The organism is Fusibacillus kribbianus, assembly GCF_030053595.1.
GTDB lineage: Bacteria > Bacillota > Clostridia > Lachnospirales > Lachnospiraceae > Lientehia > Lientehia kribbiana.
On sequence record NZ_JASGBQ010000008.1, the window covers coordinates 67,695 to 87,944 of the forward strand.

At 50.5% G+C, this 20,250-nt stretch carries 22 protein-coding genes and 2 pseudogenes; 4 read left to right on the forward strand and 20 right to left on the reverse strand.

Features of this window, described 5'->3' with window-relative positions; genetic code table 11:
* Nucleotides 1–145: 145 nt before the first annotated feature.
* On the reverse strand, nucleotides 146–625 hold the full coding sequence (locus QJ036_RS06645; RefSeq protein ID WP_257357913.1) for a cysteine-rich VLP domain-containing protein: 480 nt from the start codon (nucleotides 623–625) through the stop codon (nucleotides 146–148).
* A gap of 157 nt (nucleotides 626–782) precedes the next feature.
* Between QJ036_RS06645 and QJ036_RS06650 the strand changes: the two genes are divergently transcribed.
* From QJ036_RS06650 to QJ036_RS06660, 3 genes are read left to right on the forward strand one after another with little or no spacing between them, the layout of a single operon-like run.
* On the forward strand, nucleotides 783–1,727 hold the full coding sequence (locus QJ036_RS06650; RefSeq protein ID WP_216402197.1) for a hypothetical protein: 945 nt from the start codon (nucleotides 783–785) through the stop codon (nucleotides 1,725–1,727).
* A 48-nt stretch (nucleotides 1,728–1,775) separates the two neighbouring features.
* Nucleotides 1,776–2,678, forward strand: a complete 903-nt coding sequence (locus tag QJ036_RS06655; RefSeq protein WP_216402196.1) for a hypothetical protein — start codon at nucleotides 1,776–1,778, stop codon at nucleotides 2,676–2,678.
* A gap of 17 nt (nucleotides 2,679–2,695) precedes the next feature.
* Nucleotides 2,696–3,718: a virulence RhuM family protein gene (locus QJ036_RS06660; protein ID WP_216402195.1), complete on the forward strand. Its 1,023-nt coding sequence runs from the start codon at nucleotides 2,696–2,698 to the stop codon at nucleotides 3,716–3,718.
* A gap of 51 nt (nucleotides 3,719–3,769) precedes the next feature.
* Here QJ036_RS06660 and QJ036_RS06665 read toward each other — a convergent pair whose 3' ends face one another.
* Both QJ036_RS06665 and QJ036_RS14325 read right to left on the reverse strand, forming a co-directional pair.
* Nucleotides 3,770–4,141, reverse strand: a complete 372-nt coding sequence (locus QJ036_RS06665) for a TnpV protein (protein ID WP_216402194.1) — start codon at nucleotides 4,139–4,141, stop codon at nucleotides 3,770–3,772.
* 133 nt (nucleotides 4,142–4,274) lie between these two features.
* Nucleotides 4,275–4,382 (reverse strand): annotated as a pseudogene (locus QJ036_RS14325) (recombinase family protein); the annotation flags it as partial.
* A 225-nt stretch (nucleotides 4,383–4,607) separates the two neighbouring features.
* Here QJ036_RS14325 and QJ036_RS06670 point away from each other — a divergent pair.
* A complete protein-coding gene (locus QJ036_RS06670; RefSeq protein WP_002596235.1) occupies nucleotides 4,608–4,808 on the forward strand; it encodes a hypothetical protein in 201 nt (66 codons plus the stop codon).
* Nucleotides 4,809–4,872: 64 nt separating this feature from the next.
* Here the strand turns inward: QJ036_RS06670 and QJ036_RS06675 are convergent, their stop codons facing one another.
* The 17 genes and pseudogenes from QJ036_RS06675 to QJ036_RS06755 all read right to left on the reverse strand — a co-directional run bounded on the left by QJ036_RS06675 (nucleotide 4,873) and on the right by QJ036_RS06755 (nucleotide 19,774).
* A complete protein-coding gene (locus QJ036_RS06675) occupies nucleotides 4,873–5,067 on the reverse strand; it encodes a transposon-encoded TnpW family protein (protein ID WP_002596234.1) in 195 nt (64 codons plus the stop codon).
* 14 nt (nucleotides 5,068–5,081) lie between these two features.
* The gene (locus QJ036_RS06680; RefSeq protein WP_002596233.1) at nucleotides 5,082–5,924 is read right to left on the reverse strand and encodes an ATP-binding protein; all 843 of its coding nucleotides are present in this window, start codon (nucleotides 5,922–5,924) and stop codon (nucleotides 5,082–5,084) included.
* A 283-nt stretch (nucleotides 5,925–6,207) separates the two neighbouring features.
* Nucleotides 6,208–6,669 carry a replication initiator protein A gene (locus QJ036_RS14390; RefSeq protein WP_425293012.1) on the reverse strand — a complete coding sequence of 154 codons (462 nt, stop codon included), beginning with the start codon at nucleotides 6,667–6,669 and terminating at the stop codon, nucleotides 6,208–6,210.
* Between the two features lie 72 nt (nucleotides 6,670–6,741).
* Nucleotides 6,742–7,128: a cysteine-rich VLP domain-containing protein gene (locus QJ036_RS06690; protein ID WP_002596231.1), complete on the reverse strand. Its 387-nt coding sequence runs from the start codon at nucleotides 7,126–7,128 to the stop codon at nucleotides 6,742–6,744.
* The gene (locus QJ036_RS06695; RefSeq protein WP_128520744.1) at nucleotides 7,118–8,743 is read right to left on the reverse strand and encodes a relaxase/mobilization nuclease domain-containing protein; all 1,626 of its coding nucleotides are present in this window, start codon (nucleotides 8,741–8,743) and stop codon (nucleotides 7,118–7,120) included. Before QJ036_RS06695 ends, QJ036_RS06690 begins: the two co-directional genes overlap by 11 nt.
* A complete protein-coding gene (locus tag QJ036_RS06700; protein ID WP_002596229.1) occupies nucleotides 8,715–9,113 on the reverse strand; it encodes a plasmid mobilization protein in 399 nt (132 codons plus the stop codon). The genes QJ036_RS06695 and QJ036_RS06700 overlap by 29 nt, the downstream gene beginning before the upstream one ends.
* Before the next feature lie 497 nt (nucleotides 9,114–9,610).
* A complete protein-coding gene (locus QJ036_RS06705; RefSeq protein WP_002586615.1) occupies nucleotides 9,611–9,823 on the reverse strand; it encodes a helix-turn-helix domain-containing protein in 213 nt (70 codons plus the stop codon).
* Nucleotides 9,816–10,238, reverse strand: a complete 423-nt coding sequence (locus QJ036_RS06710) for a sigma-70 RNA polymerase sigma factor region 4 domain-containing protein (RefSeq protein WP_002586616.1) — start codon at nucleotides 10,236–10,238, stop codon at nucleotides 9,816–9,818. The genes QJ036_RS06705 and QJ036_RS06710 overlap by 8 nt, the downstream gene beginning before the upstream one ends.
* A gap of 171 nt (nucleotides 10,239–10,409) precedes the next feature.
* The gene (locus tag QJ036_RS06715; protein WP_002586626.1) at nucleotides 10,410–11,177 is read right to left on the reverse strand and encodes a class I SAM-dependent methyltransferase; all 768 of its coding nucleotides are present in this window, start codon (nucleotides 11,175–11,177) and stop codon (nucleotides 10,410–10,412) included.
* Between the two features lie 50 nt (nucleotides 11,178–11,227).
* Nucleotides 11,228–13,147 (reverse strand): tetracycline resistance ribosomal protection protein Tet(W), encoded by a 1,920-nt coding sequence (gene tet(W), locus QJ036_RS06720; RefSeq protein WP_283230628.1) that lies wholly within the window; start codon nucleotides 13,145–13,147, stop codon nucleotides 11,228–11,230.
* Nucleotides 13,148–13,792: 645 nt separating this feature from the next.
* Nucleotides 13,793–13,933, reverse strand: a complete 141-nt coding sequence (locus QJ036_RS06725; RefSeq protein WP_003505404.1) for a Maff2 family mobile element protein — start codon at nucleotides 13,931–13,933, stop codon at nucleotides 13,793–13,795.
* A 241-nt stretch (nucleotides 13,934–14,174) separates the two neighbouring features.
* Nucleotides 14,175–15,011, reverse strand: a pseudogene (locus tag QJ036_RS06730) (VirD4-like conjugal transfer protein, CD1115 family); the annotation flags it as partial.
* Between the two features lie 32 nt (nucleotides 15,012–15,043).
* A complete protein-coding gene (locus tag QJ036_RS06735; protein WP_002596227.1) occupies nucleotides 15,044–15,202 on the reverse strand; it encodes a transposon-encoded TnpW family protein in 159 nt (52 codons plus the stop codon).
* 142 nt (nucleotides 15,203–15,344) lie between these two features.
* Complete coding sequence (locus tag QJ036_RS06740) at nucleotides 15,345–17,216, reverse strand: AAA family ATPase (protein ID WP_283230629.1); 1,872 nt, start codon at nucleotides 17,214–17,216, stop codon at nucleotides 15,345–15,347.
* A complete protein-coding gene (gene mobQ, locus QJ036_RS06745; RefSeq protein WP_283230630.1) occupies nucleotides 17,213–18,709 on the reverse strand; it encodes a MobQ family relaxase in 1,497 nt (498 codons plus the stop codon). The genes QJ036_RS06740 and mobQ overlap by 4 nt, the downstream gene beginning before the upstream one ends.
* Nucleotides 18,675–19,034, reverse strand: coding sequence for a DUF3847 domain-containing protein (locus tag QJ036_RS06750; protein ID WP_156069170.1), 360 nt, complete (start codon nucleotides 19,032–19,034; stop codon nucleotides 18,675–18,677). Before QJ036_RS06750 ends, mobQ begins: the two co-directional genes overlap by 35 nt.
* 107 nt (nucleotides 19,035–19,141) lie before the next feature.
* On the reverse strand, nucleotides 19,142–19,774 hold the full coding sequence (locus tag QJ036_RS06755) for a helix-turn-helix domain-containing protein (RefSeq protein WP_009256559.1): 633 nt from the start codon (nucleotides 19,772–19,774) through the stop codon (nucleotides 19,142–19,144).
* Nucleotides 19,775–20,250: the final 476 nt, after the last annotated feature.

Below are 20,250 nucleotides of genomic sequence, written 5' to 3' on the forward strand. Positions count from 1 at the left end.
ATAAATTTCGAGTATACTATTGATAGTTCCGATTCCCTGTAACCATTTGTGCGGTTAAAGCAGGACAAGAGGGATAAACCCCTTACCCATGCAGAAATGCCCTCAAAAAAGCCTTGCGGTACAAGGCTTTCCGAGGGCAAAACGGTTACATTGTGGTTTGTTTCTGCTTTTCACGGTGCTTACGCACTCTGGCTGCGGTCTGCTGGCGGCGTGCTTCGGTGGCACAGCGTTTCGAGCAGTACACCCGTTTCCCGTCAATGAGGAATGGCTTGCCGCACAGCTTGCAGTTGACCGTTGGTGCGTGATTGAATACAGCGTCCAGCTTCGGTGCTTCGGGCAGTACAGATTCCCGAAAATATCTGCACAGGGCGCTGTTGGTATAGCAGATACCAAGCATATAGCAGTTGCTCGTCGTCGCAAGCTCGGTATCGCTCGTTTCCGTGCAAGCACGAAAAGCTCGCTCACTCCGCTGCTCCTCCTCTCCCCAAAAAGTCTTACGACTTTTCGGGGTCCCCGATAATGGCAGGCAGCCGTATTCCTTGTCGTAGTTGGCACACTTGGAGACAACTAACTTTTTGATCTGTCTTTTCTCCTTTCCTGTCAGCTCACGATAGGTTTTGCTCATAGGCAGTTTCCTCCTTTCTTTAGTATTGGAAGTAATATAATAAGGGACAGAATGTATTACTTCCTCACTAATAGGAGAAATACGGGGTGTTTAGCGGAACTGTTTTTTCGAATAATCAAAGAAAATTTGAAAAATATTTTTGAAGGGGGTTCCTGCGGTGTACGACGAACCCAAGCGATACGAAAATGACAATCTTTATGATGAAGATACTGATTATTATGATGAATACGACACGGACGCTCCCGATTACATAGACGAAGATGAAGAAGATGAAAATGCCCTTTGGGATGACGAGGAAGATACCACCGATGAAGCCGATCCCAATGAATCTCCCCGAAAGAAGCGAAGAGAACAAGTAACATTTTCCAGTATTGAGGATGAAGAAGCCGAAGAACAGGAGCAGGCACAACGCAGGCTTGCCAAGGAACAGCGGCTCATTGACGAACTGGAAGCCGATGCAGAGGAACATCCCATAGAGGATGACGGGGACGATACCGGAGATGAGCAGCCCGAACGAAAACTCTTAAAGCGTGAGCTTCGGGCGCAGGCTCTGAAACGGTTGGAGGATTCTGCCCGAACGCTCAAAGATTACGAAAACCTTGTGGCGTGGTATGATCGGCTCGATGCCAACCGTCAGCGCAAGGAGCGCTATCACGAGCTGTACCGAAGTGGTGACGATGTTCCCCTTGACTATGGAGCAGCCGAAGGCGGGCTGTACTTTCCCGACACTCTCAACGATGTGTTGTCCAAGCTGGAACGCAAAGGTGATTTCGTAGATTCCATTTTCTACTGTCCTTACGACATCCACGAGCTTGTGACGGATGGGGATATATCCAATATCCTGCGGGAATTGAGCGAAGATAGCAAATTCCTTATGTTCCTGTGGGCACTGCGGCAGTATAGTTCTGTCAGAATTGCCGCTATTCGTGGGCAGTCTGACCGTAACATCCGCAAAGTGCGAAACACGATGCTCAAAAAGATACGAAAAAAGCTGCTTGCCGCACTTACCGAAAAAGTGCAGATACAGCAGCCCTTGACCTTGCTCGATAAAGATTTTTTAAGAGAAAACGGTGTAGATATTGAAAACAACAGTGATGCGTAATATAATTATGGATAATATAGGTTACAATACATGGCGGAGGGTTTGACGATGAAGAACCTGTTTCAACGCACCAGTTCGCATTGGGTGCGATATAATGAATATGAATGGAAAACGGCGGAGAATGGTATGTTGTATCTCACGCCTACCGCAACGGCACAGCCGGGAATTTACGACCCGCTGAGCGAATACCAACGCCTTATTCTGGATGCCATTGATATTGGTCGGATGGAATCGCAGAAGAAAACACCGCAGGAAATACAAAAGGCAATTCAAGTATTTGCAGTAAAGTATGGCTTGCTTGGTCTCATGACAGCGCTGCCTACTACGCCGAATTTTATGGATTATGAGGCGGTATATCTGCCGAAGAATCATTTTATCCGTGAGGAATCCATGCCCACGATGGACTATCTTGATTTGTTCTTTCCTTTTGTTAAGCCGGATGTGGTCAAGCGTGGCGTGGAATCCATGTGGAATATACAGAATGACCGTGCAATGATGGCACTTGCCATGACTATGACGGATAAGCCGATGGCAGTCAATATGAGCTTCCAGCGAGAATATGCCGAGCCTTATGAATGGATAAAGCAGCAGTTCATTGATATTGCCTTTACCTATCTGACCTCTGTGCTGTTCTACGAGGATTACGACACGATGACCCCCGAACAGCGGCTTTTGATGCAGCAGGGCATGGAAGCCTTCGGCGGCAATGCGCCGACCTACCGTATTGCTTTACTGGATAAGCCGACGATTGTGTGGGATTTTCACTCTCTTATGCTTGGGATACAAATGATGTTCAGCTTTATGCTGACCGACACGGAAAAACCCATCCGCATCTGCAAGCATTGTTTGCAGACCTTTGTGGCAAGCAGACCGAGTGCGGTATTTTGCAGCCCTCAGTGTAAGAATAAGTATAATGTGTATAAGAGCAGAGCGAAGGATAAGAAGGATTGATGGGATGGTGATATACAATGGCTGACAATAAAAACAAACTTCAAATCAGGAACAGTACAGTGGATTTCCTCGTATTTACGAAAGACGCACAGGAGGACGGTATCGAAGTCCGAGTGCAGGATCATGACGTATGGCTGACACAAAAAGCAATCGCTCAGCTTTTCGATGTGGACAGAAGCGTTGTGACGAAGCATTTGAAAAATGTCTATGAAAGTGGCGAATTGTCTGAAGATTCAACCTGTGCAAATTTTGCACAAGTTGCGGATAACGGAAAAACCTATCAATATAAGTTCTACTCCCTATCCGCCATTATTGCAGTCGGCTACCGTATCAACTCCGGCAGGGCAACGCAGTTCCGGCAGTGGGCAACCAGGGTGCTGGACACTTTTACCAAGCAGGGATATGTTCTGGACAAAAGCAGGCTCATCAACGGTCAGATTTTTGATGAAGACTATTTTGAACATCTGATTTCCGAGATTCAGGAAATCCGTGCCAGTGAGCGCCGTTTCTATCAGAAAATCACGGACATCTATGCCACCGCCGTGGATTATTCCCTCGACAGCCAGCTCACCAAGGATTTCTTTGCTACGGTGCAGAATAAGATGCACTATGCCGTCCATGGCAATACTGCCGCAGAAGTCATTATGGCACGGGCTGACCATACCAAAGAACACATGGGCTTGACCTCGTGGCGCAATGCTCCCGATGGTAAAATTGTGAAAGCGGATGTGTCGATTGCCAAGAATTACTTATCCAAGGGTGAGATACAGGAGCTGAACGAGATCGTCACCATGTATCTGGACTATGCCACAAGACAGGCACGGCGGCATATTCCTATGACGATGGCAGATTGGGCATCCAAGCTGGATGCGTTCCTGCAATTCAACGATGCGGAGATTCTGCAAAACAAGGGCAAGGTCACAGCCGCTATTGCAAAAGCATTTGCGGAAAGCGAATTTGAGCAGTACCGGATCATTCAAGACCGCTTGTATCAAAGTGATTTTGACCGTCTTGTAGCCAGCACAAAAGAAAATAACTGACAAAAGCCAAAATGCCCGTTATTAGCCATAACAGCCGATACGGGCATTCGTTTAAGCATATACAAGTTCAGTCAAAATGATTTCCTCCGCACGGTTGCGGATGTTGTTTTTACGGCGTACCCATTCCATTTGGTCAGCCGCTTTCAGTGCCTCGGTCACGCCCTCCTGCTCCGACATAGCAGATACGATGATTTCTATACGCTCATTACAGGCTTGGTCGATTTCGGCTAAGTGCTTGAACAGCGTTCCCTCCACCACATAGTTGGTGTAGAGGATTTTTCGGTGTTCTTTCAGATAGCTGCGACGCATACGTCCGTATTTGCCTATCTGATAATCGCCGTCATCCGTCAGAACAAGGTTGGGGATAAAATAATCTCCCACTTGACGGTATGTACCGCCCATTTCCTCAAATATAGATTTCACAAGAATCAGCTCCTTTTTGTGTTGATTTTCAGCGGTTATAAGGCTTTTTCTGCTCCTTTCCTATAACTGCTTTTCAATTCACCACAAATGAGCCGCAGTCACATGTATTCGGGTGGAGAAACCACCCTTTACATATTAACTCTTGGTTCGATATGGAATTACTCTCGCCTTGCAATTCATCCTCGTGGGACAATCTCGGATAAAGGGCGGTAATGAGGTTTTGGGTGGCTTGTCTTAACATAAAATCCTCCGTTTCCGACAGCCAGCCCCACTATTCCGTGGTTTCATTGTACCACGGAACGGCGGGGGCTGTACAGCGGCAAAAGCGTTAAATTTGCTTCTTTACAGCTTTTCAATTTTCCGATTTTTATGGTATGGGTTGTCGTCCCATATTTGCAGTAGAAAAGTTCATAACTCCGTGGTATACTCTGATTTAACAAAAAAATCAGAAGTTAAAGGAGAAAACATGAAGTATACAATAGATGAATTAACCGCGGCCAAAAGGCAAATTGATTCAACTCTGCACAAGCTAAGAGAAACAGTAAAAACATTTGAATCAAAGGATAATTCCGAGCGTTATAAATCACAAATCACATTGGCAAAGAGAAGAATAAAAGCCTTTGAAATTGCAAATTATTTTATAGAGAATGAGATTAAGAATTGCTAAAGCACTTCCGATTTTCGTTCCAGCGGTCATGCTCCCTGGCATGGCCGCTTTTCCATGCTCCGGTTCACGCCGGATAAGTCGGCTCCTGTGTAGCAGCGGCTTCCGCTTCCAGTACCCGCGCCATTTTGTCGGCGGCTGTGGTTGTGGTGTCTTTCTTGAAATAGCCGGACACGACAAGGACGGAATTGCCCATGCGGATTTCCGTCACACAGTCAGGGCGGCGGGTGGTGCGGGTGTCGTGCTGCTTGTTATCTGCCATAGGCAATACTCCTTTCAGTCGGTAATCAGTTTCTTCATGCTCTCCATTTTCCGCTTGGCGGTTTCCTGCCGGAAGTTGTCGCCGGTAAAGCGTACCGGGACGCACATGGAAAGCAGGCGGTCATAAATCCGGGAATGGGCGGTGTCCTCCGGGTTGTGCAGGTCGTCCAGCGTAAGGTTGGTCGTGACGATCAGCGGCTTGCCGCTGCGGTAACGGCTGTCAATCACATTGAACACCTGTTCCAGCCCGTATTCCGTCCCGCGTTCCATGCCGAAGTCGTCAAGGATCAGCAGCGGATAACGACAAAGGCGGGAAATGTACTCGTTGCGCCCCTCAAAGCTGGCGGCAAGGTCATTGAGGATAAGAGCAAAGTTCGTCATGCGGACGGGGATTTCTTTCTCCATGAGGGCGTTTGCGATACAGCCTGCAAGGTAGCTTTTGCCGGTGCCTACGCCGCCCCAGAACAGGCAGCCGATATTGTCTGTCCGCATATCTTCCCAATGCTCCACATACCGGCGGGCAAGCCCGGTCTGCGGGTTCCTGCCGTTGTCGTTCTCGAAAGTCCAGTCCCGCATGGTGGGGTCGGTAAAGCCCCGGCGTTTCAGTTCTTCCACGGTGTCAAGGTGTCTGCGCCGCTTTTCGGCGGCTTCCCGTTCCTCGCGGGCGGTTCTCTGGCAGTCGCACTCTGCCGGGTGGCGGTCGCGCCCGAAGATAGCGGCCTTATCCGGCGCAAAATAGGCTTCTTTCGGCTTGCGGCACTTGCCGCAGTACAGTAAACCGTCCTCGCCGGTGTAGTCCTCCGGCTCCGGGATGGTGGTCGTCATATTCTCCAAAACCGCGTTGATTTCATTCTTCATAAACTCTCGCCCTCCTTGCATGAGTAGTCTGGTATGCCCTTTTTAGGGGCTTCCTTTTTGTCGTTCCCCGCCCATATCCGCAGGGCGGCGGCATAGTTCTGGTAGCTTTTCCCGTTGGCGGCAAGGTAGCGGCTCATTTCCTCGATGAACCGTTCCAGCCTGTCAGGGTACTCTGCCTGCAACTCGTCGTATTCGGTCTGTGACAGAAAAATATTTCCATATCGGCCATAGGGCGCGGACGGCCCCCCACTCACTCCCTTTGTTTGGCTCTCTGTAAGGTTGTTTATAGTAGTTTGGTTAGGGGACGGTTTTCCGGCTCTATGAGGGGCGGACTTCCGGCCATCAGTTGGTCTGAAAACTGTACCTGTGGCACTGGCGGTACTTTGACATAAAGCCGGTTCGGTGCGGAGAAGCCGCCCCGTTCCCGTTCCAACAGCCCCGCCGTGTCCAGTTCATTAAGCGCCCCCTTGATGGTGGTGCTGCCTTTATCCAGTATTTCTGCTATCTCCGCGATGGGATAGATAATATAAATCCTGCCCTCGTCGTCCAGCCACTTGTTTTTCTGGGAGAGGGTGGAACGGTCTAACAGCAGCGAATACAGCAGCTTGGCGGTCTGTGAAATCTCCATTTTCAGCAGGAAACGGGGATACGGCAGATAGGCGGGCAGCCGCGTGTCTGCCCTGATATAATCAGCGATAGGATCACCTCCCTGTGTTCGGGTTGATTTTGGCGTATTGTCACGCATTAAAACGCCGTTTCCGGGGGAAAAGGATAAATGTATCGCGTACCCTTTGACACCCACGAAAAAAGCCTTGATTTATGCGGGTTTGAAAGGCTCTAAAGCGTGACATCTCTGCCTTTGTTTCCGCTTTCTCTCGGCGGCTTTGATTTTCTTCATGCGCCCGGCGCAGTCGGGGCAGTATTTTCCCCGGTTGGATTTGGGGACAAAGGCCGCCCCGCAGACGGCACACCGTTTCCGGCTTCCCCGGCACAAGAGGGCTGCGGCCAGCTCCCCGTCAAGGGGCAGGACAGCCACACGGAACCAGTGGCACATGAGGGAAAAGGAAATGCTCTGGACGCACACGCAAGGCTCCCCGTCGTCCAATAGCAGGCAGTTCCCCTCATCGTAGTTACAGCACTCATGTACCAGCCGCCGCGCCCGCCGGTGCTGGCGGTAGTCCATGTGGGGCAGGTTATCGCTCATGGCTCTGCTCCTTTCTGCGGTGCGGCTCGTCCCGGCGCAAAATCTGGTCGATGTTCCGCTTGACGGTCTGCAACTCCTTGAACCGCTGTTTCTGTTCGTGATAGGTGTTATACAGGCCGTCTTTCTCGGAGATAAGCTGCTCGATCTCGGCCTGCAACGCTTTCCGGGCGGGCAGCTTGGTAATGCCATGCGCCTTGAAATACCGGGCTGCTGCGTCGGCTATGATAAAATCGCTCTCATGGGCCTGCCGGTATGCGGCGCGGGCTTTCTCGGATTTCTGTGCCCGCAGCCCGTCGCGGGCGGCCTTGGTCTGGGCGTAGGCCAACACCTGCCGCTGCAACTTCTTTTTCCCTTGCAGCTTCGTTTCCAGTGCTTTCAGTTCGCCGCTGGTCTGGCGCATTTTCTGATAGGCGGTGTCAACGGCGGCTTCTAACTGCTCCGGGGAAGTAAAGCCGTATTGCTGGTAGACGGACAGCGTTTTGGCGGCCTGCTTCAGATTGTGTATCTTCGCCCAGCGTTCATAGCCCCGGCCTTTGCCCTCGGCCATTTTCTGCTCAATGTCCACAAGCCGCTGCACTCCGTCCTGTTTCGGGGCGGCTATCTCGGCTCTGGCAACCTGCAAGCGGTCTTTTATGGTGCGTGGGGGATCGGGGGATCTGGCTGGCGCTTCGGCTGCTCTGGCGGCGTTTTGCTCTAAAACGGCAAAGACAGCGGCGCGGTCAAAATCGTCGCCCAGCTTCCGGGCGGTAATTGGCTTTGTCCTGTCCGGCGTGAGGTAGGAAAGCCGCCCCCGGCTCTCCTTGACGGTCACACCCTCCTGCAGCAACAGAGAGGAAAACTCGTCAAAGCTGGCGGCGGTGGCAAGGGCTTTCCGTAGGGTCTGCCGCAGCTTCTCCTTGTTCGTTTCAAACTTGGTCTGCCGGGGCGCGATACTATCGGCAATCATGGGGGCGTTCTGCTTGTCCAGCGCGGCCTGTCCCTTTTTCTGCGCCCAATACTCCCGGTCGGTGACGCGGTTCTTGCTGCCGTTCAAGAGGTCGATTTGATAAAGCCCCTCCCGGTGGCACATCTCCATGACTTCGGATTTGAAGTAGCGCAGGGCAGCGTCGGTACATCGGTGCTTGCAGCCGACTTTCGTATCGGCCGGCCTGTCCATGTAGGGCAGGAACGGCACTTCCTCAATCCGCAGGCTGTTTATGACGATATGCACATGAATGTTGCCGCTGTGGTTATGCCCGTCCGGGTGGGTGCAGACAAGGGCCTGGTGGCCGGGAAAATGCTCTTTACAGAATTGTTCCCCCAACGCCTGCGCCCGGTCTACGGTCAGGCCGTTGTCCGGCCCGTCCCGCGGGTCAAAGCTGATGATGTAGTGGTGGCTTTTCACATCTTCCCGCCGCTGGTTTTTCTGATAGCGGAGATTGGCCCGCATACACGCAACGGCAAAATCCTCCCCGTCGCAGTTCAGCGTGGACAGCCGGTAGTCCTCGCGGGGGATAAGCCTGCCGGTTTCATCAAGGACGGGCTTCATGGTAAACTCGTCATGCTCAAAGAGAAGATATTGCTCGGCGGCTCCGTAGTCGGCGTTTTTAGAGTTGATATGCTTGAGTGTTGCCAACCGCGTCACCTACTTTCTTGAGGACTTCATACTTGAGGACGGCAAGGTCGGATATGGCGGCGCGTACCTCGCCGGAAAGGGTGTTGTAGGGTACGCCGTATTCGTTCAGATACCGGGCAATCTGATTGAGGTTGCCGCCGATCCTGCCGTACTCGGCTGTCAGCTTCCCGACAGCGGAAAGCAACTCGTCATTGACCGACGACACATGGACAACCGGGCGTATGGTCGCCCGCCGTATCGCCTGCCGGAGAAATTCGGACTGGCTGATACCATAGGGCGCAAGCCGCGCTGTGAAGTCGGCATACTCATCTTCGGACAGCCGGGTTTTCACAACGCGGCTGCGGTGGGGCGTGTTGTATTTCTTTCGCATGGTGTGACCTCCTTTCTCGCCCGTAAGGGCGCATGAGCAGGGTTTGGGGAAGGCACTCCCCAACAAGTTTCCCGCGAGGGGCAAAACTGCAGAATTGCGGATTTTGGCACCGTGGTAGAAACTTGCTCTCCGTGACTGCAAACTTTCTCTCACTTCCGTCCGCCACTTTTTTGGAAAACTGCAACCACAAAAGTTTGTTTCTCTTTTTCTGCTACTACTAATCCTGTAAAGGGCATTCCTGCCCGCTTTCGCTAAAATGACACCGGACGCAGTGGTTTCTACCCGGTGTTGGAGAAATCCTTTCTCTTTGCCCTCTACTACGGGTAAATGCTCCAAATGCCAAACACCAGGGCAGAAAAATTCCCTCCTCGCTTACTACTACAACCGGCAGGGGGCAAAATGGCCGGGAGCGGAGCCGGACAACAAAAAAAGCAGTAAATCTTTTTCAAGACTTACTGCTTTCGCTGGCCGCGTCGGTGGCGGCTGGTATTCAGTTTTTATGACTTGTCCGGTGGTTCGTCAAGCCGGAACTTGAATTGACAGTCAATTAACCGCTGCTTTACATAGTCCTCCACCTCGGCGTTGACCTGCCCGTTCACTTTTGAGAAATAGCGGATATATCCGGCGTAGTGGAGCAGGACAGCGTTCACGGCTTCTGGGTCGCCCTCACGGGCTTTGAGGATTGTTTCATAGGGGAGAAGTCTACTCATACCGGCTCACCCCCATTTCTTCGCGTAGCCGCTGCAAGGCAAGCTGGATATGCCGCCCCGCTGTGCTGCGTGACCGGCCAATACACGCGCCGATCACGCGCTGCGGCTGGCGCAGAAAGTAATAGCGCAGGATTTCTTCCCGCGTCTGCTCCGGCAAAACAGAGATCGCGTCGGCAAGGGCGGCGTTGCAGAGCAGGACGGTCTGACCGCAGACGGTAAATGGGTATTCCTCGTCCGGCTCCGACGCGGCAAACTGGACAAACTTCTCGTTCATCAGATAGTCAAGGGAAACTTGCCGTTCCCATTGCCGTTTAAGCTTCAAAATCTTGTCCAAGGCGGCACAGCGGATAACAGTCTTGCAAAAGGCGTTGTACCTGCGCTGGATATATTCTTGATAGGCTATCTGGTCGGTCATGGAAATTCCCCTTTCTGAATAATAGTGCGGGGCGGTGGCACTTCTTGCTGTCGCCCCTTGATTGCCTACCAGCAAAGGCGGGCGGGGCTGTCAACGGCTGCGCATATGCGCCGTTCATCTTGACCGTTGACTGGCTCGGCTGGGTTTGCTATTTACCCGACAAACTTGAATTTATTTTAAGCTATCACGTTTTACCTTCTTAAGCCTTACTATCATTACCATAGGAATTTCTTTGTTGGTTTTAAAACATTCTTCATAAAATCCATCAATGACAAATCCAGCTCTAAAACAAAGGTTAAAAATATCTTGTATGGAACGATGATAATAAATCTGCTCTTTCGGTTGCCCTTCAATCGCTATATCATAGTAACTGTGCGGTGTCATATATTTTTCAGTCAACGTGACAAAACAAGGGTGTTGCGTTGCAAAGACAAAAATTCCGCTTTCCTGCAACAGTTCATAAACAGCCATAAGAAGTGGTTCAATATCCGTAATATCCATAATTGCCATATTAGAAACTGCTTTCGTAAAGGCTCGATTTCTTTTTAATTCTAATATACTTTTTCTATCGGTCGCATCCGCCACACAAAATTCAATTTGTTTTGCATATTGTGATTGCCGTCTTTTAGCCAATTCTATCATTTTTTTGCTGTAATCAAAAGCGACAACCGAAGCGCCTCTTTGTGCAAGATACGAAGAATAATTTCCATTGCCACACGCAATATCCAAAATGTAATCCGCAGGATTAGGAGATAGAAGTTCCGTTACTTTGGGACGCACTACCTCTCTGTGAAATTCATTAGATTCGTCACCCATTGCATTATCCCAAAATTGTGCGTTCTCCTCCCAGATTTTTTTACTTTCCTCTGTTCCCATGTTCTCTCCCACTCCCCAAATTTGCTTTTTTGCTTCCATTAAATCTTCCTTACTATATTCCATTGTTACCCTCCATAACTTCTGATTGTTGCCGTCTTGACGATTATGTATCTTTACATTACCTTCTGAAACATATGGCGCACCTTGTCCAGGCGGCTGTTTGGACGGCGGGGCTGGATGACTGGCTTGCCGACAGCGGCCTGATACCCTTTCAGTTCTGTAAGGCATACGCTCTGCCCGTTGGTGTAAAAGGCCAGATCAGTACGGTATGCCTGTATACAGCGGGCGGGAATCTCGCCAGTAAAGACAACTTCATCCTTTTTTTCCTGGACCGTTTCGATGGTGGCACAGTATTTCGGTGCATCATGATAAGCCCTGGAAAGATATTCCCGGGGCGCATAGAGGGTGAAGGAGAGATAAGGTTCCAGCAGTTGCGTCCCTGATTCCTTCAATGCCTGTTCCAATACAATCGGGGCCAATGAGCGGAAGTCCGCCGGCGTGCTGACCGGACTGTAATAAAGCCCGTATTCAAAGCAAATCTTACAGTCCGTTACGTTCCAGCCGAACAAGCCCTGCTCCAGCCCGTAACGGATACCATCCCTGACAGCGTTTTGAAAACTCTGGTTCAAGTATCCCAGCGAAACCCGGCTCTCGTATTGTACACCGGAGCCAAGCGGGAGTGGTGTAACAGACAGTCCGATGGATGCCCAAAACGGGTTGGGCGGCACCTCGATATGGATGGTGTGGCTGGCTGCTTTGAGCGGCCGCTCCATATAAATGACGGTGGGTTCCTTTACCACTGTTTCAAGCTTGTATTTTTCCGACAGCAAAGCGGAAACAACCTCCAACTGCACCCGGCCCAAAAAAGAAAGAATGATCTCATGGGTGATGGAATCCACCTCGCAGCGCAAAAGCGGGTCAGTATCCGCAAGTTGCGTAAGAGCGTCCAGCAGCCGTTCTCTTTGCGCTGCCGTTTTCGGCGCAATCGACGTCCGCAGCATGGGGAGGGGGTCCTCACGCCACCTTTTACGAGGGAGCCGGGTTGGGTCCCCTAATACATCGTTTAACCTCACGCTGTCGCTGGGAAGGATAACAATTTCACCCGGATAAGCGGTGTCTGTCCGAACAATTTCCCCTTTGGATGGAATACACATCTCTGTGATTTTCAGCTTTTCTCTCCCGGCCAGGGCCACCGTATCCCGCAGGCGCAGCGTTCCGCTGTATAGCCGTAGATAGACACGCCGCTGGCCGCAATCTGTATACTCCACCTTGAAAACGCTGCCGCATAGGGCGGCGCTCCCCTGTTCCCCAATCGGTTGGAACAGCCCTGTCACCGCATCCATCAACGGTTGAATGCCAAGGCCCTTTTTGGCGCTGCCATAATAGACCGGGAACAGGGAGGCGTCTTGAACCCGCCGCTGTTCCTCCCGCACAAGTTTTTCCCGGCTGATTGGTTCTCCTGCGATATACTTTTCCAATAATTTATCGTTATTTTCGATGACCGCATCCCATGCTTCTATGTCGGTATTTTCCTCCAGGACTATTTCCGGGGACAGCGACACCGTCTGCTTGATGATAATATCGGCGGAGAGCTTATCCCGAACAGACTGAACCACGCTCTGCAAATCAACGCCAGCCTGGTCGATCTTGTTGATAAAGATAACGGTGGGAATGTTCATTTTCCGCAGGGCATGGAACAGAATACGGGTCTGGGCCTGCACGCCATCTTTAGCGGAGATCACCAAGATGGCCCCATCTAAAACAGCCAAAGAGCGGTACACCTCCGCCAAAAAATCCATGTGGCCGGGCGTATCCACAATGTTGACTTTACATCTGTGCCACTGGAAGGAAGTGACTGCCGCTTGAATGGTAATCCCACGCTGCCGCTCCAAAAACATGGTGTCCGTCCTCGTTGTCCCTTTTTCGACGCTCCCCGGTTCTGAAATGGCTCCGCTGGCATATAGCAGGCTCTCCGTCAAGGTCGTCTTTCCAGCGTCTACATGGGCAAGAATTCCAATATTGATTATTTTCATGTGATTGTCCTCCTTTTACAGCCCGAAAGGGCACAAAAATCCCCAGCAGTAAAATACTTTTACCACTGGGGATTATAATTTGCGGACATACACATATACAGCATACACCTGTTTGTGACTGCTGTTTTTTTGGATATGTCAAAATTGATAAGGCAAAAGTATTCTTAAATTGGGTACAAAAAATCAAGCCCCCACAAAAGGAACTATCATAATCCTTTGTTCCCACTATTTGATTATAGTTTTATTTAAGAATACCTTGCCGCATATTTTTTACTCCTTTTCTGGAATGAAGCTATTATATCACATCAGTTTTAGGAAAACAAGTATCTAAAAGAAATTTTTCTTCCCCTTATATGTAACAATCATACCGGCTTCCTAACGTTCAGAATGGTTTCTACTGTCTGCTGCGGTGTTTGGTTGGAATTGTCCAGCCAAAAGCCGATCCGTGGTGTTGTCTGCATTTTACTAAATACAAATTCAATGTATACAGAAAGAAATATATAAGGAGTGGGAGGGATTCCGCCGTAGTCGGCATTGTAGGAAAATCCAAAAGTTTAGATTTTCTCAAAATGCTTATCTTTTGGTCTTTGGTTCGGAATAGTGTAGTGCTGGCGGTCTATCTATTGTTTTCGGTTGCTTGCTTCTTTACCGTACATGAGCATTCGCGCCGGGGTTATCGTTGCCGTACCCCTCCATGAGGTTAATGCCGCCCCAAATGCCAAGTCCTGCGCCAAGCGCGATTACCAAAGTCTGCAATACGTCAACTGCGCTGTTGAAAAAATCCATATAATATCCTCACTTTCTGCCGCTTTGCGGCGATAAAAATTGTTTGTTTTTGGTTTTGGGTATGAAAAAAGCCGCCTGTGTTCGGCGGCTGCGTCCTCGCGCTGCTTAAACTGCTGCGGCGCGGCGGTATTCAGTTGTCATTTTTGTAAGGGTTGATACGCTGCGGCTTCCTGCCACGCTCCAAGTAGGGGCGCGTACCATATAGCCCGTGTTTACAGTTCGGATAGATTACCACCTCCCTTTACGGTGCTGCGTCCTCCTGTACGTCGATTTCGTAGTAGTCAAATACTTCGTCCGGCTTTACGATAGTGGGGCGGCGTTTGATATGCTTTTCCATGTCAAAGGCGTTTTTCGGGTCTGCGTCGGACAGGTACTTGTATTTCGGGTGCTTCGTGATGTCGTACTTATCAGAGAAGAACGGGCGCACACCTCTAAGCTGCAAGATACATTTCCCGCCGTCCATGACCGCGATTTCGTCCTGCGTCATAAGCTCTTTGCCTAACTTCTGATAGTTCAGCCCATGCGAAAGCTCCCGCCCTCTGGTTTCGGAAGTGTTGAAGCTGTCAATCGTTTCTTTGCCTAAGATTTCCGATATTTCTTTGAGCGTCGTTTTTTCCTTGCCGCCCAAGAAAAGGGTCGTGTCGCAGTTGCCGACTATGGTATCGGCGTTGTCCTTGTAGATTGCCTTTAGCTGCGACTGTGATTGCAAAATAATAGAAGCCGATATTTCGCGGCTTCGTATGGTCGCTATGAGCTTTTCAAACTTCGGGATTTGACCGATATTCGCAAATTCATCTAACAGGCAGCGCACATGAACAGGCAGCCGCCCGCCGTAAACATCGTCGGCTTTGTCGCATAACAAGTTGAAAAGCTGCGTGTAGAGAATGGAAACAACAAAATTGAAAGTGTCGTCGGTGTCGGAGATGATAACGAACAATGCCGTTTTTCTATCTCCCAAAGTGTCAAGCTCCATTTCGTCGGTTTCCATGAGTTCGCGCAGTTCCCGTATGTCAAAGGGGGCTAACCTTGCGCCGCAGGAAATAAGGATTGACTTTGCCGTTTTGCCAGAGACGAAAAGTCAAGGACTTTTTCATCAAATTCAAAAAGAAGTCACATTTTGCGGACTTCTTCACGGAGCATACGCTTGATTTTGTCCTCCATCGTCTCCTTGGCGGTCTCGCTGAAATGGACACGGACGATATAGGTGGTCTTGCCAATCTGCTTTCTGACAGTCGGGCAAGTGGCGGTGTTGGTTGCGGTATTGTTCATTCAAAATCCTCCTGTAAATGAAAAAGTGCCCGGTAACTATTCATCATCGGGCGGTGTGGTATGAGGGAACAAGGCAAGGCGGCAACATTAAGGTATCTATAAAAACCTTGCCGTCTTTGCCACGCTTGCCGTGTTCCTGTTGTCAGTCTCGGAGATAGCAGACCCATGCTGTGCCGTCTTTCTCGGTCACAAGTCTGTCCCCGATACGGCTCTTTGCCGTTCTCATGGTGCGTGAGGAAATCCCACGCTCATTGACTGCCTTTTCCAGCTCTGCACTCGGCATACGCTTTCCGTTTGCAAGCAATTCCAGAATGAGCATTTGCGCCTGTGCGGTCTTGCTCTCGGTCTTTGCGGTGTCTGTCCCGGCAAGAAGCTCGTCAGCGGTAATGTCATAAGCCCCTATCCACTCAAAGCCTTTCTCGTCTCCCAGAGAAAAGGCAAGGGACTGTCCGGGCGGCGCAAGGGAGCTTTTCTCATGGATAAGCACCCTCGTTGTGGGGCTGTCCTTCAGCTTGCCAATAAACAGCAGACTGCGGACTGCCGCCGTAATGTCGATAGACCCCAATCCCCGGTAGGTGCTTTGCGTTCCTGCGGCTTTGTTGAGGTGTCCAATCAGCACGATAGCGCACCCTGTAGCCTGTGCAATGTCTCCCAGACTGCGGAAGATGGGACGGACTTCATTTGCCCGGTTCATATCCACATCTGCGCCCATAAACGCCTGCACCGGGTCAATGATAACCAGCCTTGCGTTGTTCTCACGGATTGCTCTTGCTATGCGCTCATCGGCAAGGGTCAGCGGTGTGTCCCTATCGTCAATGACAAGCACTCTTTCAAGGTCTGCTTCCGCTTCCATCAGTCGGGGCTTGACGGTATCGCCCAGACCGTCCTCTGCGGTCTGGTAGATGATGTTGAAAGGCTCAAGGGTCTCCATACCGGGTAAAGGCTTTCGGTTGGTGCAAGCCGCCGCAAGACGCATGGCAAAGTAGGTCTTGCCCTCGCCGGGGTTGCCCTGTATAATCGTCAGCTTTCCAAAGGGGATATAGGGAAACCATAGCCAATCCACGCTCGTCAGCTCCACATCTGCCATGCGGAGCATGGGGACAGGCTGGGCGGTGGGCAGCTCTCGCAGCGTGATTGTCTCGGCTATGAATTTGCGGCTGGGAATGTCCCCTTGCTGGCGGAGAACATCGTTCCAATCTTTCCTTGCCGGGACAAGGCGAATGACGGCAATCTCAACGGAAATGGACTGTGCCAGTCGTGTGCAGGCTTCATTTCCAGCGGTGTCGCTGTCAAGGCAGAGGAACACTTTTCGGGTGTCCTTGCGTTCAGAAAGAAAACGGTCAAGGGCTTTGCCAGAAACGCCGCCCAGGGCAAGATAGCTCCTTGTCTGCCAATCCTGCGGATAAAGGCAGATAAAGGACAAAAGGTCTATCGGAGCTTCAAAGACAAAGAGCTGGTTGCTGTTGCCCTCATATCGGAACGGATAGGACTTGTCAGACCCGGTAATATCCTGTCTGAATGTGTCTGCCGTTCCTCGCACATGGGCGTATCTCGGTGTGCCGTTTCGGTCTCTGCCGACAAACACAACATTGTGCCGCTTTGCGTCCTCGTAAATATCCCCGGAAAGAAGAAAAGCCTCAACAAGCGTTTTGTTGAGACCTCGGCTTTCGCAAAGATATTGAATTGCTCTGTCGGCTGTTCTGTTGTGCAAGGGCAAGTGGAACGCTGTGGGCGGTGCTGTGGTGGCTTCGGTCTGCCCCTCGCCGCTTTCGCCGGTCAGGAGCTGGACGGCTTCGGGAAAGGATTTTCCGTAAAACTCCATGACAAAATCAATGGGATAGCCGCCCTTGCTCTGGCTGTGGCGAAACCATTTGTTTCCACGAATGGTCAGGCTGTCATGTTCTTTCCAGCGGTATTCTCGTCCGCTTTTGATAAGCGTCTCTCCCTGTGTACGGAGAAAATCTTCCAGACTGACGGCGTTTGCCCGGTCAATCTGTGCTTGGGTATAATTCATCGGGATAGTTCCTCCTTTTTGTGTCGTGTTTGGGGTCGATTTTGGAGCATTTGTTCCTCTGTGCGCTCGTTAAATCGGGCGGCAGTATCTACACATGACTTGACCTTCCAAAGACGGTGTAAATCGTCTCTGACGGTCTTAAACTCGCCATAGGTGGTTTCGTGCGCCTGTTCCAGCTCGTCATACTCGTCGGACAGCTTTTTCATATCCACCTTGCCGTCTGGGAACTCCCCGGTCAGCTTTCGTCTGGCGGCGTAGAACTGTTTCAGTTCCGCTTCATGCTCTGCCTTGTACTTGGCTCTGGGCTTCTCAAACTTGATTTTCTGCAAGCCGTCATAGACAGGCTTCAAGCTCTGGAAAGCAGCAGAGCTGTCATAGAGCTGCTTAATTGCTTTCATTCGGGCGGTCTGTTCGTCCAGCGTTTTCTTCAAGCTCTCTGTGGCAGCACTGTGTTCGCTGACACGGCTTTCCAAATCTTCAAGAGTGTAAATGCCGTTTGCCCGGAGATAATTGAAAGTCTCGTTCATCTCCTTTAGGTTGCTGACCTTGCCTTTCTGCGAATATGCCCCGGCTCTGCGGCTGGTGTAATAGGCGTTCAGCAGAGAAACAAGGTCGGGTGCCTGCGGCTTGGCAAGCTCTGCTTTTGCTTCGGCAATCCAATCGAACAGGAGAGCGATTTTCTTCTTGATGTCCCGGATCACGGCATTGGTGGCTTTGATCCAGCGGTTGAACTCGCCTTTCTCGGTGCGTATGCCTTTCTTCTCCATTGCCCGGACGGTTGCGCCCTCATGAACGGTGGGAAGAAGCTCCACGCCCTGACGCTCATAGCTTCGGTGGTCGATACGAACGTCAAGCCCCTTTTCCGCAAACTTGGCGTTGCATAGCTCCGCCCATGTCTGCCGCCAGTATTCCAGCGTTTCGGGACTGCCCCAGTCGGTAGTGGGAACGGCGTTGAACACAAACTTTCCGTCTGCGTCCCGGATACGGTTGCCGTCCTCGTCCAGCTCATACACCCGGCGTTGCTTTAGCCCCCATTTGCCGTTCTGCTCAATGGGACGGATAGGGCAAAGCACATGGAAGTGCGGGTTTGGTATGCCTCCGTCCTCCCGGTCTGGCTGGTGTATGGCGAAGTCAACCACCATGCCCCGGCTCACAAAGTTTTCCAACAAAAATTGCCTTGCAAGAGCGATGTTTTCCTCAAGGGAAAATTCATTCTGCAAGGCAATGTCAAAGCTGTATGCAAGCTGGGCGTTCTTCCCACGCTCGGCTTTTTCCACGGCGTTCCATAGGGTCTGACGGTCTGCGTATTCTGGCGGTGCATGGGACGGCAGGAGAATGTCGGAGCAGATCACGCCGCCCTTGCGGGTGTAGTCGCTGTATTCGCCGTAATACTCACTATACAATCGCTCCCCGGCACGGTAGGCGGCAGAAGCAATAGCGGACTGTCCTGCGCTTCGCTTAGTCTGCGTGACGCTTAGATGAAATAGTGCCATCGGCTTTCAACTCCTTTTCTCTGTTTGCTTGGCTGATATGGGTAATCGCCATGTGACGGACGGCTCGCTGGACTTCGGACAGAGAAAAGATGTGTTCCATCAGCTCTGTCATTTCGGTGCGTGTGAGATCTTTGACCTCCGGGGCAAGGCTCTCAACCGTGCCGCCCAGATTGCAAAGACGATGGGTGCGTTTCTGCCTTTCGCCTTTCTCCAGATACTTCTTTCGATTCTCCAGACGCTCCAGCTTGTGCTGTTCCTGTGCAAGCTGCGTCTCAGCTCGTTCCTTTTCGGCTCGGAGCTGGTCGAGGGTTTTCGGTTTTGTCATTGGGATTGACCTCCTTTTTTGATTTTGGGGATAAAAAAAGACCGTCAACTTTTCGCATAGTGCGACCAGTCAACGGTCTGATTTTCGGTATTCGTTATGTTCTAAAATCAGTTCTTTGAAAGATGGCGTTTTTCAATCTCTAATGTTATGAAGGTAGCAGTCATCAGATAGAGGACGGCGATGACACATTCCAAAGCAAGCGAATTGATAGGGCGAGGATAAAAATGTACTAACGCACTTACCAACAGTCTAACCGGGAAGTATGTGCCTAACCATGCAGAGACTTTATAAAACCGCTTGCGGAATTGCACTGTTCTCTCATTCTGCTCATTTGCCTTTTTTTGATATGCGTATTCAAAGCCTCCAACCATAGCAATAAAAGGAATAAAACTTAGGACACCAAAGAAAATGTTTTGCAGGATCATAACAGACATGAATTGAATGATCAACACCATCACTTCAAGAGTGATCAAAAAAATCATGATCTGGTGGATGCCGTCCGTTTTGACTTCCTTAACTTTCGGCAGGTCATTGTCGCTTTGGTATTCATCATTTAGCAAGTAGTCTGTTGTAACCTGAAACAGCCTACTGAGTTGAAGAATGTTTGTTGCATCTGGCATAGCTGTTCCCATTTCCCAACGGGAAATGGCTTGCCTTGATACGCCCAGCTTATCAGCTAACTCTTCCTGTGACATTCCATTGGACTTTCTCAACCTAACAATCTTATCTGATAATTTCATAATGAAATCCTCCTTTGATTTGGTGATTTCATTATAGCAATGAACGCTTTCAGCCACCACCACTTCAAGTTTACATTTCCGCAACATAACTTTACGCTGTGTTTTTACTTGCTGGCGGCGAACAGCATTTCATGCTGTTTGCGGACGGCAAGTCCACAGGGGATAGCCGCTTTAGCGGCGCAAGGGGGTGTAGCCACCTTGACGGAACGAAGTGACGCAACATTCTCGATCATGCAGTTTTCTTCTGCTGACGGAGAATGAAGCTCCGCAGGACGCACATACTCCCGGTAGGAGAGTATAGAAGTGCGCCCTTTAGTTCCTAAAGGGATTTTATCAGTGCGACAAACTGAAAGTGAACAAAATCGCTGCGCGATGGCCTGCCAAGGCTGTGGCGCAGCTTTTTACTTTTTCTAAAAAAGGCAGTGACAGGATTGTCCCAAGATAGTATTGTTAAAGTACCACCAATAACAAACTTC